Raw genomic sequence first — 11,468 nt, 5'->3', positions numbered from 1 at the left:
AGGGGGGTGATTGGGCCGTACTCTATCAGGCTGTTCTTCAAATGGTAGAACACCTTCTCGAAGTCTTCCTCCGTCAGATCGAGTCCGATTTCCTTCAAGAGCCTGAGAGCGTTTTCCCTGAGGTGTGCGTATCTGTCCTCCACCTCGGGCTGGAGATACTCGATTATGGAGTGCCTGAGAACGTGAAACACGGAGTAGAGATAATCGTCAAGAACCGGCTCAACAACTCGATACTCGTGATCCCCCGTGTCGGGATAGAACACGATCTGAATCTTTGAATACGGTTTTTCTATCCAGTACTCATCGACTACGTCGAAGTTCCTCTCCACAGGGGTTTCAGTAACCTCGTGGACTTCTTCGGCCAGAAAGTCCTCTGCAGTGTCTGTCTCCGCCTCACCCCTCCCAATTCTCGGCAACCTGAGGTTGAGCTTCAGCTTCATGGCCTATCGAAATGATAATGATAATCAACACTATTAAACTTTTCCGTCGCCGACTCGCAAAATTATTTTTACAGGAAAACCAAATGAATGTGGGGCCCCGGGAACCCGACGGGACTGAGAAGCATGAGGTCCCGTGGCTCAGAGGGCCCACATATCCTGAAGAAAAACTTATATTACGAAAGTCATATCCTGACGTATGTTAGAAGTCCTGTCAAGTCCAAAAAGATTCTTCGAAAACCTTGAAAGTTTTGGGTGGAAAGTCCCGGTGCTTGTGGCTCTATTCGTCTCAATACCATCGTCGGTGATCCAGTACAGCGTGATGAAGACCATCGCTCCACTTCTCCCGCCAGAAGCCCAGCAGTTCAGAGATGCTCTGTCGCTGCTCGGCATTTTCTCGATAATTCCAACATTCATCATCACATTCCTCATGATTCTGCTCATCGCAGGCGTGATCCACCTGATTTCGGGATTCTTCGGAGGCGAGGGTGAGTTCAGGAAGACCGCAACGATCGTTGGATACGGCATGATCCCCTCGGTCATCGTGGCATACATTCAGATGGCAATTTTCCTGTACAGCTTAGGCCAGGCCGGACAGTTCACGAGCCTTCATGATTTCCTCGCTTTCATGACCGACCAGAACAGGATGCTGTCCTCCGCGGTGCTCTCGACCGCAGCACTTCTGTGGAATGTTGCAATATGGAGCAACGGAGTGGAGGTCGTGAGAAAAATAGAGTTCAGGAAGGCAGTTATTTCCGCATCGGTTCCCGCGCTGATTTACCTCGCGTACACGCTGTACAGCCTGAACAACCTCGCAAACATGGGCAATTTCGGAGCGATCTAATCCTCTACCTCTTTCATCATGTGCTTTTTTCTTTCCTTTGCGGTGTATCCTGTGAGCTCGTCAAGGAACCTGTTGTAGGTTCTGAGCGTTTCGAGTGCGGTCTCGCTGTCGACATTGGGGTTCGTTCTGCTCTCGGCCTTCAGCCTCTTGCCATCGAGCCACAGCCTCAGCTCTTCAATCGCCTTGTATCTCACAATGTAGACATCCCCATCCTTCTCAAAGCTGCCAAAGTACTTGACCATCAGCTCCTCGAGTCTCTCCGGCGTGGCCTTGTAACCTCTCTTGAACCTGTACTCTCGCATAGCCAGTGGAAGGCAAAAAGTATAATATAGTTTTTTCCAGATCTGTCCTCATGGATGAAACCAGAATATACGCAGAAAAAATCGATATTGAAAGTCCGGTCATTCTCACAAGCTTTCCGGGAATCGGACTGGTCGGCACCATCGCCAGCGGTCACTTCATAGTCGAACTCAAACTCGAGCCCATCGGTGTCGTCGAGTCGAGGCTCCTGCCCCCCATAGCCACGCTGAACGAGGGCATAATCCAGCCCCCCATCAGGATTTACCAGTGCGCCGAAAGGGGTTTCGTTCTGATTCACTCCGATGTTCCGATACATCCGTCAATAGCCTACGAGTTAAGCTCGGCCATAATCGACTGGGCAGCAACGATAAACGCGAGTAGAATAATCTCCCTCGCAGGTCTAACTACGTTCGAGGACAAGAAACGTGTTTTCGGAGCCGCAACGTCGAGGGAGATTCTCGACGAGATAAGGGATCACGTGGAGGTATTCAGGACAGGCACGATAAGCGGTATAGCTGGTAGCCTGATGAACGAGTGCTTCGCAAGGAAGTTTCCGGCGTTTGCACTGCTCGGAGAGACAGGTGGGTTCAACCCCGACCCGAGGGCTGCTGCGGAGGTGATCAACACCCTCAACAAGATATACAGCTGGGACATCAGCGTTGAAAAGCTGATAAAGGAGGCTGAGTTCATAGAGGCCCAGATGCAGAAACTCGCAGAGCAGACCCAGATGCAGGAGACGAGGGAGGAATACCACCCGATGTACGGGTGATGGTCATGAGGTGTTACGTCATATCCGGCATATCGAGGCAGGTTATAGAGGAGATCCTCAGGGGGAACCTCAGGACGCTTGAGCTGAGAAACGTGATAAACGTCGCAACCGCCCTTAATGCGAAGCTCGGAGACTGCGTGTTTGTGACCACTGCAAAAAACGTCGACCTCGGGAGAGGGGTTACGGGAATAATCGCCGAGGTGGAGGGAAAGGAGGTCGTTTCCCACTCAACACTCTATGCCCGAAACGACTACATCGAGGAGTGCGAGATGACGGTGGTGAGGCTGAGGGTGAGGCCGAGAGCGGTGGGACGGCTGATACAGGTCTTCAGGAAGGACATACTCAGCCCCGTCGAGGGTGAGGCGATACAGGTGGACCACTTCCTCGCGAGGTGAACGATGGTAACCGTTGAGGAGTACGAGTTCGGGAGGATTGTCATAAACGGGAGGGAGTACAGAGAAGACCTGATAGTCCACGCTGATGGTGTTGAGGAGGGGTGGTGGAGGCGGGAGGGACACAGGGTCGTCGTTGAAGACCTGAAGAAGATCCTCCAGCTCGAGCCGGAGATAGTGGTTTTCGGAAAAGGAGCATACGGCAGGATGGTGGTGGATGAGGGAGCGAAGGAGTTCCTGAGGTCCAGGAACATCGAGGTCATCGAGGACGACAGCTTTTCCGCAGTGAAGGTGTTTGAGAGCCTGATAAGGAGTGGTAAGAGAGCGGTTCTCGCAATACACCTCACCTGCTAAACCTTTTTTAGTCCAGGAGTTCCATGTTCTTCCGGTGAAAGTGATAAGGGTTGACCCCAGAAGGTTCGCCGATGAGGAGATTGCAGAGGCAGCTGAAATCATAAGGAGTGGGGGTCTGGTCGCGTTTCCAACCGAGACCGTTTACGGCCTCGGAGCCGACGCTCTAAACGAGAGCGCCGTGAAGAGGATATTCAAGGCCAAGGGCAGGCCGGCAGACAACCCGCTGATTGTCCACGTATCCGACGTTGAGGAAGTCTACAGGATTGCAAAGCCAAACAGCGTTGCAGAAAGGCTCATGGAGGTGTTCTTTCCAGGCCCGCTTACCCTCGTGATGGAGAGGAAAAACACCGTACCTCTCGCCACAACGGGGGGGCTCGAGACTGTTGCGGTGAGAATGCCATCCCACAGAGTTGCCCTGAAGCTGATAGAGCTTTCAGAGACCCCAGTTGCTGCACCATCGGCGAACAAAAGCGGAAAGCCGAGCCCCACAAAAGCGGAGCACGTACTCGAGGACTTAGGAGACGCCGTAGAGTGTGTGATAGACGCTGGAAGAACGGAGGTCGGGCTCGAGTCCACGGTCGTTGACACCACGGTTTACCCAATAGAGATCCTCAGGCCGGGGGCCGTCACGAAGGAAATGCTTGAGGAGTTCTTCGATGTGAGGGTGGCAGGGAGGAGCGAAGTTGCGAGGAGCCCGGGAATGAAGTACAGGCACTACTCCCCGGACGCGGAAACGATCGTGATAACCGGCAGAGAAAGGAGGGAGGAGATTAGGAAGCTCGCGAAGAGACTCGCGAAACAGGGCAGGACTGTTGGAATAGCGGCGATGAACGCCAGCGAGTTCGAAGGTGCAGCAGATCTCGTGTACGACCTCGGAAGCACGCTCGAAGAGTTCGCCGAAAGAATGTTCGACGCCCTGAGGGCTCTCGACAGGCTCTGCGACGTGATAGTTGTGGAAGGGGTCGAACCAGAGGGAATTGGAATGGCCATCATGAACAGGCTGTCTAAAGCGGGGAGGGTTTTCAGAGTTTAATAAGCCTCGTACAGCCTCTCTTTCCTCAGGTACTCTCCCCTGTCCACAAGGTTCTCCACCACCACCCTGTCGTCCTCAGCCTCGAGAATTCTCACGGCATCGAATCTCGACCTTCCTATGCCGAGGACGTCGCCATACCTGTTAACCACAAACACCACGTCGTTCTCCCTTACATCACTGTCAACATCAGTTACAGAGGACGCGAACACATCCCTTCCGTAGAGAAAGAGCATCTCCCCCTTATCGCTGACGAAAACCCGTTTTCTGCTCCTTACGAAAAGAGAAGCTCCTTCAATCGTGAGCCTGAGACGCCTGCTTCCGATCTCCCCAACCTTCATCCCCAGGTGTTGCGGGTTAATCACATTCCTCAGATCCCAGGCATCTCTTGTGCACATGTAGAGCTCCCTTCTGCCCCTTTCCACCACGAAAAAGATGTGAGAACTGAGGTACTCCTGACAGCCAAAAAACCTCAGGGCGTTTTTCAGCACCTTCAGTTCCTTCTTCCCAAGCTCTCGGATTTCCATATCCACTCACGCATCGACTGCACGGCCTTTTTCATGGAGGAGTAATCACCGTCTATTCTGAAGGATTCCACAGCGTTGAGCATAACCGCACTTCCAACCCTGTCCCTGAGCTCCTCCTGATGCTCTCTACCGAGCACGACCTCACCCATTCTGGAAAGGGAGTACGCCCCGGAGTTCTCACCTATACCAACAACCCTGAAGGACCTCTTCAGAAAGTACGGCTTCTCCCTCGAACCAAAGAACCTGAGCCTGATCCTTGACTCGTCTGCAATGAGAGACGTGTTCATCTCTATTGCACGGTTGTTTATTCCGATCTCCTTTTCACCAATCTCCTCGCTGAAACCGCCGAGCTTCGAGACATAAATATCCGCAACAACCTCCTTCGGATACGGGTACATCAAAAAATAGTGATAAATTCAGGGAGTAATAAAGGTTACGCTCTCTCCCTCAGAGACCTCCCGAGGGCCTTTGCGACGTTTATCAGGAAGCCAAACGCGTACTTGACGTCTGGATCGTTGAGAGCTCTGAGCAGGCCAGTGACTCCCACCGGCTCTGGCTCTTTATCACACCTGCAGATCGCGTCTCCAACGGCATCTATAAGTCTGAGCGCATTGTCACTCGTGAACTTGGCCGATATCAGCCCGAGGTTCGCCACGAGCTCGGCGTTTTTCTTTATGATCTCATCGCTGAGCGTGTCCTCTGCAACCTTTATGAACGACGCGAGATCTGCGAGCGTGTCTATCGCCCCGGTCTTTTCCAGCAGGATTATCTTGTCAATGAGCCTCTCAATCGCGTCCTGATTCTCCATAAGCTTCTCAACAATTTTTTCAGCCCTGTCCTCCATCATATCACCTCACAGCAGACCTCTCGCAGTAAGCCAGTACGCCTTGTTGTATGCCATCTTGACGAAGTGGACGAACTTGCTCGGAAGCACCGGCTGGGGAGGCGTGTGGTAGTCAAACCATATGTACGTCGCCTCCTCCCACCCCGTCTCTATGAAGCAGAACGCCTTTCCGTTGAACATCGCCGTCGGTTCGATGCCCTCAATCTCGGCCGCAAGGTTTTCCGCCACGACTTCTGCCTGGAAGTGTGCAACGCTGCCAGCCTTGCTAACAGGCAGGTTCGTGGCATCTCCGAGAGCGTAAATGTTGTCGTGGCCCTCAACCTTCAGAGTGTACCTGTCGGTGGGCACCCAGCCTCCCTTGTCTCCGAGGCCGGAGTCCTCGATCACCTTCGCACCTCTATGCGGTGGAATGGCTATGAGCAGGTCGTAGCTCTCCTCCTCTCCCTCAAGCGTGATGACCTTCTTGTTCTTCGCATCAACCTCAAGAGGATTGAAGAAGGTTTTGTACTGTATACCCCTCTCGTCGAACATCGGCTGAATCATCTCAACAACCGGGTCCATCGTGAAGATCTTGTTAATCGGATACGTGTAGAGTATCTCGCTCTTCTCCCTCAGGTTCCTCCTCTTCAGGAAGTCGTGCAGTATGAAGCTCACTTCCATCGGCGCAACAGGACACTTGTGCGGAACTCCCATTACACTCACAACTATTTTTCCGCCTGCAAACCTCGCGAGGGCTTCCCTGAGTCTAACCGCCCCCTCAAGGTTGTAGAACCAGTGACCGCCCTCTTTCAGCCCCGGGATTTCTTCAGGCACAACTCTCGCACCAGTGGCAATTACGAGGTAGTCGTAGTCGTAAACCCCGTTCTCAGTCACCACTCTGCTGTTTTCTGTCTCTATCTTCGTGGCCCTTTCAATTACAATGTTAACCGCCGGATCGAGAAGCTCCCTGACGTCTCTCTTCAGCTCATCCTCGCCGAGTCTGTTGAAGATCAGATACAGAAAACCAGGTTCGTAAATCTGGTACGGTCTGTCAGTGATTAGCGTGACCTCCACGTTGCCGTTCCTTATCTCGTCCCTTATCTTGGGTACGAGGTAGTTGGCGGTGAGAGTTCCGGCAACACCCCCTCCCAGAATGACTACCCTTTTCATCAAACCACCTCAAAAAATTGAAGATTTACTTGGTCTTCTTGACCACGATTCTCCAGTATCCATCGGCCTCAAAAACGCCGACCAGCTCATGCCCGGCCTTTTTCACCCACTCAGGAATGTCCTTCGCCGAGCTTTCGTCACTCGACCACACTTCTATGACCTTGCCGACGTCCTCCTCTTTAATCGCCTTTATGAGCTCCATGAGCGGGCCAGGACAGTAGCTGCCCCTCGCGTCTATGACCCTGTCAGCCTTTACATCCTCCATTTCAACCACCTCCTTTCCAAACAAAAATTCAGATGAAGAGCACCTGCGCGTCCTCAACCATTCCGAGGAACGCTGAAACTCCAACAACGTCGTCGAAGATGTCCACGAAGTCGTCAATCTTCAGCTTCAGCATGTCCATGATCATTCCGCATGCGTACATCTTCAGGTTGCCTACTTCCTTGGCCTGCCTGAAGGTGTCTATGAAGAGCGGTGCTCCGCTTTCAAGCATACCCTTTCCAAGCTCACCTGCCGTCTTCCAGGCCTTCTTCTCAACGACATCCTTCTTGAACGCCATCAGTCCGTCCATTGTCGCAAAAACAATCACCTCGTTTCCGAGGGTTGAGGCCACGCTCGCAATTATGCTCGCGGCCTGAATTTTCTCGAGCTCACCACTTGCCAGAACTATTGCCAGCTTGCCCATTCTCTCACCTCAAACAACATTATGATTATAACCATATAAATCTTCCCGGTTTTTGAAAACGCGTTCAAAACATATGATTAATCGCTAAGAACACATGATGATGGACAGTTCGAGTTAAATATCGGTGCAGGCAATAAAAAGCCATGGAGGATAAGATATTCGTCTTCATAATCGGTACAGCCGGAAGCGGAAAGTCATACTTCACAGGTTCATTCTCCGACTACCTGGACTTCAAGAAGATAGATCACGCGATAGTCAACCTCGATCCGGGAGCCGATTTTCTGCCCTACGAGCCTGACGTGGACGTGAGGGAGTGGATCACCGTGGATGACGTCATGGAGAAGTACAGCGTGGGGCCAAACGGAGCGCAGATAGTTTCCGCTGACCTGATAGCGACGAAGGCTGACGACATAGTTGATGAACTCGACCTCTACAGTGCCGACTACGTCCTCGTCGACACCCCTGGCCAGATGGAGCTGTTCACACTCAGGAGCAGCAGCGAGATACTCATACAGGCGTTCGGCAGGGAGAACTGTGTTTCAGTATTTCTGTTCGATCCCGTCATATCTCAGAGAGCGTCGGGCTTCACATCGATGGTGTTCATGTACTCCTCAGCTGTAATGAGGCTGAACATTCCCCAGATTCCCGTTCTGAGCAAGTCGGACATCCTTCCAGATCACGACCTGGAGAGGATACTGTCCTGGAGCAGCGATCCCGACACCCTGTACACAGACGTGTCGAGGGAGAGGGGGCTTTCGAGAGATCTCTTCCACCTGCTTAGAGAGGCCGGGCTGATAAGACCGCTGATTCCGGTCTCGGCAAAAACAGGAATGGGCATGGACGACGTGTACGAGATAGTTCAGGACATATACTACGGCGGGGAAGACCTGGAGAGCATCAGGTTTTAGCCGCCCGCTATTGGCGGGAATATGGCTATCCTGTCTCCATCCTTCAGCTCCGGAATTTCTTCCATGTCCTTCACATTCCTTCCGTTAACCAGGATTATCCTGTCCTCCCTGAGCGTGCCGTCTTCCTCGTAAACCTCCCTGTAAAACTCCCTTCCGAAAAACTCGCACGCCTTTTTGACTGCCTCCTCAAGCGTCCTCGCTTCCACCTCCACCCTCTTTCCGTACCTCTCCCTGAGCGTGGCAAACAGCTCTATGACCACCATAAAAAAACAGTGAAGTGGGAATTATTTATCAGTATCTCTCTGCAATTGTTATCGCATCCATCGGGCAGACGCTCTCACAGAGCCCGCATGCCGTGCATCCTTCGAGCTCGACCTCGCCCCTTATGGCCGACATCTCAGCATCCTTGGCTATCTTGCAAACCGCCTCGCAGAAGTGGCAGCCGATGCACGCATCCGTAACGCGAACGCTCGCGGCGAATTCGTGATACGCCCTCCTCCTTCCGGGCAGGTGAATTTCGGAGAACCTTTCGGAAACGCTCCTCGAGACCTCTATCGCACCTCCAGGACAGTGCTTCTCACAGCTGCCACAGTAGTTGCACGAATCGCCGAAAACAACAACCTTGCCCTCCCCATACTCGTAATTTATGGCCGAATTCGGACAGATGTTCATGCATATGCTGCACTCCTCTCCGAGGCACTTTCCGGCATCGAATCTGTGCTCACCCTCAAACAGCCTGTTGACGTGAATTGCGTCAAACTGACAGACGCTCTCGCAGTTCCCGCACAGAGAGCATGCGTCGGATATCTCGATGTCACCCGTAACGGCGTACTCAATCGTGAGCTTGCACGAATCGCAGTGGATTTCGATCACGTCCTTGGGGCACGAGGACTGACAGATCTGGCAGTAAATGCACTTGGCCTCATCTATTTCCGGCTTACCCCTGATTAGCCTGACCGCATCGGTTGGGCAGAAAATAACACAGTTCCTGCACTGTATGCAGCCCTCGCTGATCCTTATGAATCCGTTCCTGACCTTCTCCTTCTCAAGCCTTTTATCAACGGTTATTGCATCTCTCGGGCAGTTTTCGGCACATATTCCGCAGTAAACGCACCCATCAACATCGACCTTGGAGTAGTGCAGCCTGTCCAGAATCTTCTGATAGGGAGAGCTGTCAAGGCTCAGCGCACCGTACTGACAGTAAACCGTGCAGACTCCACAGTCAATACACCCCTCTATCTCAGCGTGATAACCGTACTCGGTCTTGTAAACGTTAATTGCCGATTTGGGGCACGTTATTTCACATAATCCACATCCAACGCAGTTCTCTGCCCTGAACGAAACTGTCATGATTCTTCAGGGAAATCTATGTTATTTAATAGTTGCGATATTGCATAAAATTGCAAACAAATAAATACAAATTGGCCGGATAACAATTTATAATTAAAATCGTTAATTGCAGAAAGAAAAATCGTCAGAAGGTGTCAGATGTCCAGCCTCAGTGAGTCCCAGTACCGGGAGTGAATCTTCCTTACCTCCATCACGTTGTCCCTTAACTTCTGCATCGCATAGCTCTTCTTCCTCCACTTCAGCTCGGCCATGTACTCCTCGGGCTCCCTTATATTGCTTATGTCCAGCCCGGCCATTGCGGATATTATGGCGAGGTTCGTGTACGGAAGAGCCTGTTCGACGCTGTAACCTCCCTCGAGAACAGCAACGAGCCTTCCCCCGCAGAGTTCGTTTGCGAGGTTCACGGCTCTCCTCATGATATCCCCGTAGCCCCTCGCCGTCAGGGCGAGTCCGGTTATCGGGTCGGTGAAATGGTTGTCCTGGCCCGCAGATATGGCTATGAAATCCGGCTCAAACTCCTTCAGCACGGGCTCGATCACGCTGTCAAAGACATACAGGTACCCCTCGTCAGACGTTCCCGGGGGAAGTGGAATGTTAATCGTGTACCCCTCACCCCTGCCCCTTCCAACTTCATAAGGAAATCCCGTCCCGGGGTAGAGTGGCATCTGGTGTGTTGATATGAAGAGCACCGTGTCGTCCTCGTAGAAGATCTCCTGGGTTCCATCACCGTGGTGTGCGTCCCAGTCCAGAATCGCTATCCTCTCAACGCCCTGTTTCTGCAGCCACCTGACCATTATGGCCATGTTGTTGAGGTAGCAGAATCCCGCTCCGGTGTAGGGCTTCGCGTGGTGTCCCGGCGGGCGGATCATGGCGAACGCATTTTCCACCGCTCCTTCCAGTACTGCCCTCGCAGCGGTTATTGCTCCACCTGCAGCCAGCATAGCAACGTCGAACAATCCGGGTGGGATGCTTGTGTCGAAATCGATGATCCCACCCTTTTCACTTTCCCTCATGAGAAACTCCACGTATTCACGGGTGTGAACCCCGAGCACGTCATCCATGCTCGCCTCAACAGGATTGAGCAGCACGATGGAGTCCATGTCGAATATTCCCTCTTCCATGAGCTGGTCAAACGTGTAAGCGAGCCTCTCCCTCCTCTCAGGGTGGGTGGGGCTCTGCTCGTGCTCGAGGTACTTTGGATGGTAAACTATTCCGGTCCTCATAGCGCACCACAACACAGACCCGGTTTGATCTGAACAACAACATCGGCAATCTTCCCTCTCCTGATGCCACTCCTCACGACCGTGAACGAGTTGAAGTAAACCAGTTCGACGTCCTTCACGTCCCTCTCGTCTGCACCGTACCTGAGCGCGAGCTCTCTCGCTCTTTCTACTGCCATTGAAATGAGCTCCTCATCATCCGGATGCCCGGATATTCTCTCCATTTGCTCTGAATCGATTTCTCCATTGAATATCGCAACTCTCCTTTCAGTGTCAAACCTGGCGTAGAGCGTGAGGCTTATCCTCGAAACCGCAACTCCAACGGCGTTGGCGGACTCGTGGTGCTCGGGGATGACTGGCTTCTTGCCGGCCCTCTCAGCTATCTCCGGGACCAGAAACTTCGCGAGGTATCCCGTTCCGATGACTCTGTCGGGATCGAGGCCGGAAACGATCTCCGCGATCCGGTCAACGAATTCGTCTACGACCCTCTCAGCCGTGCCCGGGTCAGCACAACCCATAGACCTCTCGTGGTTCCCGATCTTCTCACCAAGGACGTTCAGCATGTCCGTTAGTGTTGGATGCCGACCGCCAAAGGCCATCGGTCTGTCGAGACGGTACGGCTTCAGCTCCCCCACGCAAAGGCTGTCACCACCGTAGG

Annotated in this window: 16 protein-coding genes and 2 pseudogenes; 6 read left to right on the top strand and 12 right to left on the bottom strand. The window is 52.8% G+C overall.

Going from position 1 to position 11,468, the window contains the following annotated elements; translation table 11 throughout:
- Window positions 1–440: pseudogene (locus tag ACXJJC_RS04170) on the bottom strand (hypothetical protein); the annotation flags it as partial.
- A 196-nt stretch (window positions 441–636) separates the two neighbouring features.
- Here ACXJJC_RS04170 and ACXJJC_RS04165 point away from each other — a divergent pair.
- Window positions 637–1,281 carry a YIP1 family protein gene (locus tag ACXJJC_RS04165; protein ID WP_456369573.1) on the top strand — a complete coding sequence of 215 codons (645 nt, stop codon included), beginning with the start codon at window positions 637–639 and terminating at the stop codon, window positions 1,279–1,281.
- Here ACXJJC_RS04165 and ACXJJC_RS04160 read toward each other — a convergent pair.
- The gene (locus tag ACXJJC_RS04160) at window positions 1,278–1,583 is read right to left on the bottom strand and encodes a DUF5611 family protein (protein WP_456369572.1); all 306 of its coding nucleotides are present in this window, start codon (window positions 1,581–1,583) and stop codon (window positions 1,278–1,280) included. The genes ACXJJC_RS04165 and ACXJJC_RS04160 overlap by 4 nt on opposite strands.
- Before the next feature lie 50 nt (window positions 1,584–1,633).
- Between ACXJJC_RS04160 and ACXJJC_RS04155 the strand changes: the two genes are divergently transcribed.
- The 4 genes from ACXJJC_RS04155 to ACXJJC_RS04140 are packed head-to-tail and all read left to right on the top strand — an operon-like array spanning window position 1,634 to window position 4,129.
- Window positions 1,634–2,350 carry a proteasome assembly chaperone family protein gene (locus tag ACXJJC_RS04155; protein WP_456369571.1) on the top strand — a complete coding sequence of 239 codons (717 nt, stop codon included), beginning with the start codon at window positions 1,634–1,636 and terminating at the stop codon, window positions 2,348–2,350.
- A 5-nt stretch (window positions 2,351–2,355) separates the two neighbouring features.
- On the top strand, window positions 2,356–2,745 hold the full coding sequence (locus ACXJJC_RS04150; RefSeq protein ID WP_456369570.1) for a DUF473 domain-containing protein: 390 nt from the start codon (window positions 2,356–2,358) through the stop codon (window positions 2,743–2,745).
- A gap of 3 nt (window positions 2,746–2,748) precedes the next feature.
- Entirely contained in the window at window positions 2,749–3,096 is a 348-nt protein-coding gene (locus ACXJJC_RS04145; protein WP_456369569.1) for an Mth938-like domain-containing protein, read from the top strand.
- A 34-nt stretch (window positions 3,097–3,130) separates the two neighbouring features.
- A complete protein-coding gene (locus ACXJJC_RS04140; RefSeq protein WP_456369568.1) occupies window positions 3,131–4,129 on the top strand; it encodes an L-threonylcarbamoyladenylate synthase in 999 nt (332 codons plus the stop codon).
- Here ACXJJC_RS04140 and ACXJJC_RS04135 read toward each other — a convergent pair.
- The 6 genes from ACXJJC_RS04135 to ACXJJC_RS04110 are packed head-to-tail and all read right to left on the bottom strand — an operon-like array spanning window position 4,126 to window position 7,332.
- Window positions 4,126–4,653: a PUA domain-containing protein gene (locus tag ACXJJC_RS04135; protein WP_456369567.1), complete on the bottom strand. Its 528-nt coding sequence runs from the start codon at window positions 4,651–4,653 to the stop codon at window positions 4,126–4,128. The genes ACXJJC_RS04140 and ACXJJC_RS04135 overlap by 4 nt on opposite strands.
- Complete coding sequence (locus ACXJJC_RS04130) at window positions 4,620–5,051, bottom strand: hypothetical protein (protein WP_456369566.1); 432 nt, start codon at window positions 5,049–5,051, stop codon at window positions 4,620–4,622. The genes ACXJJC_RS04135 and ACXJJC_RS04130 overlap by 34 nt, the downstream gene beginning before the upstream one ends.
- 35 nt (window positions 5,052–5,086) lie before the next feature.
- The gene (locus tag ACXJJC_RS04125) at window positions 5,087–5,500 is read right to left on the bottom strand and encodes a helical membrane plugin domain-containing protein (RefSeq protein WP_456369565.1); all 414 of its coding nucleotides are present in this window, start codon (window positions 5,498–5,500) and stop codon (window positions 5,087–5,089) included.
- 6 nt (window positions 5,501–5,506) lie between these two features.
- The gene (locus ACXJJC_RS04120) at window positions 5,507–6,646 is read right to left on the bottom strand and encodes an NAD(P)/FAD-dependent oxidoreductase (protein ID WP_456369564.1); all 1,140 of its coding nucleotides are present in this window, start codon (window positions 6,644–6,646) and stop codon (window positions 5,507–5,509) included.
- Between the two features lie 25 nt (window positions 6,647–6,671).
- Entirely contained in the window at window positions 6,672–6,911 is a 240-nt protein-coding gene (locus tag ACXJJC_RS04115) for a sulfurtransferase TusA family protein (RefSeq protein WP_456369563.1), read from the bottom strand.
- A 28-nt stretch (window positions 6,912–6,939) separates the two neighbouring features.
- On the bottom strand, window positions 6,940–7,332 hold the full coding sequence (locus ACXJJC_RS04110; RefSeq protein ID WP_456369562.1) for a DsrE/DsrF/DrsH-like family protein: 393 nt from the start codon (window positions 7,330–7,332) through the stop codon (window positions 6,940–6,942).
- A gap of 143 nt (window positions 7,333–7,475) precedes the next feature.
- On the opposite strand from ACXJJC_RS04110, the gene ACXJJC_RS04105 reads away from it, so the two are divergent.
- A complete protein-coding gene (locus ACXJJC_RS04105; protein ID WP_456369561.1) occupies window positions 7,476–8,240 on the top strand; it encodes a PRK13768 family protein in 765 nt (254 codons plus the stop codon).
- Here ACXJJC_RS04105 and ACXJJC_RS04100 read toward each other — a convergent pair.
- The 4 genes and pseudogenes from ACXJJC_RS04100 to ACXJJC_RS04085 all read right to left on the bottom strand — a co-directional run.
- Window positions 8,237–8,503, bottom strand: coding sequence for a MoaD/ThiS family protein (locus tag ACXJJC_RS04100; protein ID WP_456369560.1), 267 nt, complete (start codon window positions 8,501–8,503; stop codon window positions 8,237–8,239). The genes ACXJJC_RS04105 and ACXJJC_RS04100 overlap by 4 nt on opposite strands.
- 28 nt (window positions 8,504–8,531) lie before the next feature.
- A complete protein-coding gene (locus ACXJJC_RS04095) occupies window positions 8,532–9,590 on the bottom strand; it encodes a 4Fe-4S binding protein (RefSeq protein WP_456369559.1) in 1,059 nt (352 codons plus the stop codon).
- A gap of 134 nt (window positions 9,591–9,724) precedes the next feature.
- Entirely contained in the window at window positions 9,725–10,813 is a 1,089-nt protein-coding gene (locus ACXJJC_RS04090; protein WP_456369558.1) for a histone deacetylase family protein, read from the bottom strand.
- Window positions 10,810–11,468, bottom strand: a pseudogene (locus ACXJJC_RS04085) (hydantoinase/oxoprolinase family protein); the annotation flags it as partial. The pseudogene ACXJJC_RS04085 and the gene ACXJJC_RS04090, both read right to left, overlap by 4 nt.

The organism is Geoglobus sp., assembly GCF_054018175.1.
Note: the sequence above shows the minus strand (reverse complement) of the source record. Positions and strands in the feature narration are given on the sequence as shown.

Coding starts and splice junctions, on each gene's coding strand:
- ACXJJC_RS04165 (WP_456369573.1), top strand. CDS start 637: ATGTTAGAAGTCCTGTCAAGTCCAAAAAGATTCTTCGAAAACCTTGAA.
- ACXJJC_RS04160 (WP_456369572.1), bottom strand. CDS start 1,583: ATGCGAGAGTACAGGTTCAAGAGAGGTTACAAGGCCACGCCGGAGAGA.
- ACXJJC_RS04155 (WP_456369571.1), top strand. CDS start 1,634: ATGGATGAAACCAGAATATACGCAGAAAAAATCGATATTGAAAGTCCG.
- ACXJJC_RS04150 (WP_456369570.1), top strand. CDS start 2,356: ATGAGGTGTTACGTCATATCCGGCATATCGAGGCAGGTTATAGAGGAG.
- ACXJJC_RS04145 (WP_456369569.1), top strand. CDS start 2,749: ATGGTAACCGTTGAGGAGTACGAGTTCGGGAGGATTGTCATAAACGGG.
- ACXJJC_RS04135 (WP_456369567.1), bottom strand. CDS start 4,653: ATGGAAATCCGAGAGCTTGGGAAGAAGGAACTGAAGGTGCTGAAAAAC.
- ACXJJC_RS04130 (WP_456369566.1), bottom strand. CDS start 5,051: ATGTACCCGTATCCGAAGGAGGTTGTTGCGGATATTTATGTCTCGAAG.
- ACXJJC_RS04125 (WP_456369565.1), bottom strand. CDS start 5,500: ATGATGGAGGACAGGGCTGAAAAAATTGTTGAGAAGCTTATGGAGAAT.
- ACXJJC_RS04120 (WP_456369564.1), bottom strand. CDS start 6,646: ATGAAAAGGGTAGTCATTCTGGGAGGGGGTGTTGCCGGAACTCTCACC.
- ACXJJC_RS04115 (WP_456369563.1), bottom strand. CDS start 6,911: ATGGAGGATGTAAAGGCTGACAGGGTCATAGACGCGAGGGGCAGCTAC.
- ACXJJC_RS04110 (WP_456369562.1), bottom strand. CDS start 7,332: ATGGGCAAGCTGGCAATAGTTCTGGCAAGTGGTGAGCTCGAGAAAATT.
- ACXJJC_RS04105 (WP_456369561.1), top strand. CDS start 7,476: ATGGAGGATAAGATATTCGTCTTCATAATCGGTACAGCCGGAAGCGGA.
- ACXJJC_RS04100 (WP_456369560.1), bottom strand. CDS start 8,503: ATGGTGGTCATAGAGCTGTTTGCCACGCTCAGGGAGAGGTACGGAAAG.
- ACXJJC_RS04095 (WP_456369559.1), bottom strand. CDS start 9,590: ATGACAGTTTCGTTCAGGGCAGAGAACTGCGTTGGATGTGGATTATGT.
- ACXJJC_RS04090 (WP_456369558.1), bottom strand. CDS start 10,813: ATGAGGACCGGAATAGTTTACCATCCAAAGTACCTCGAGCACGAGCAG.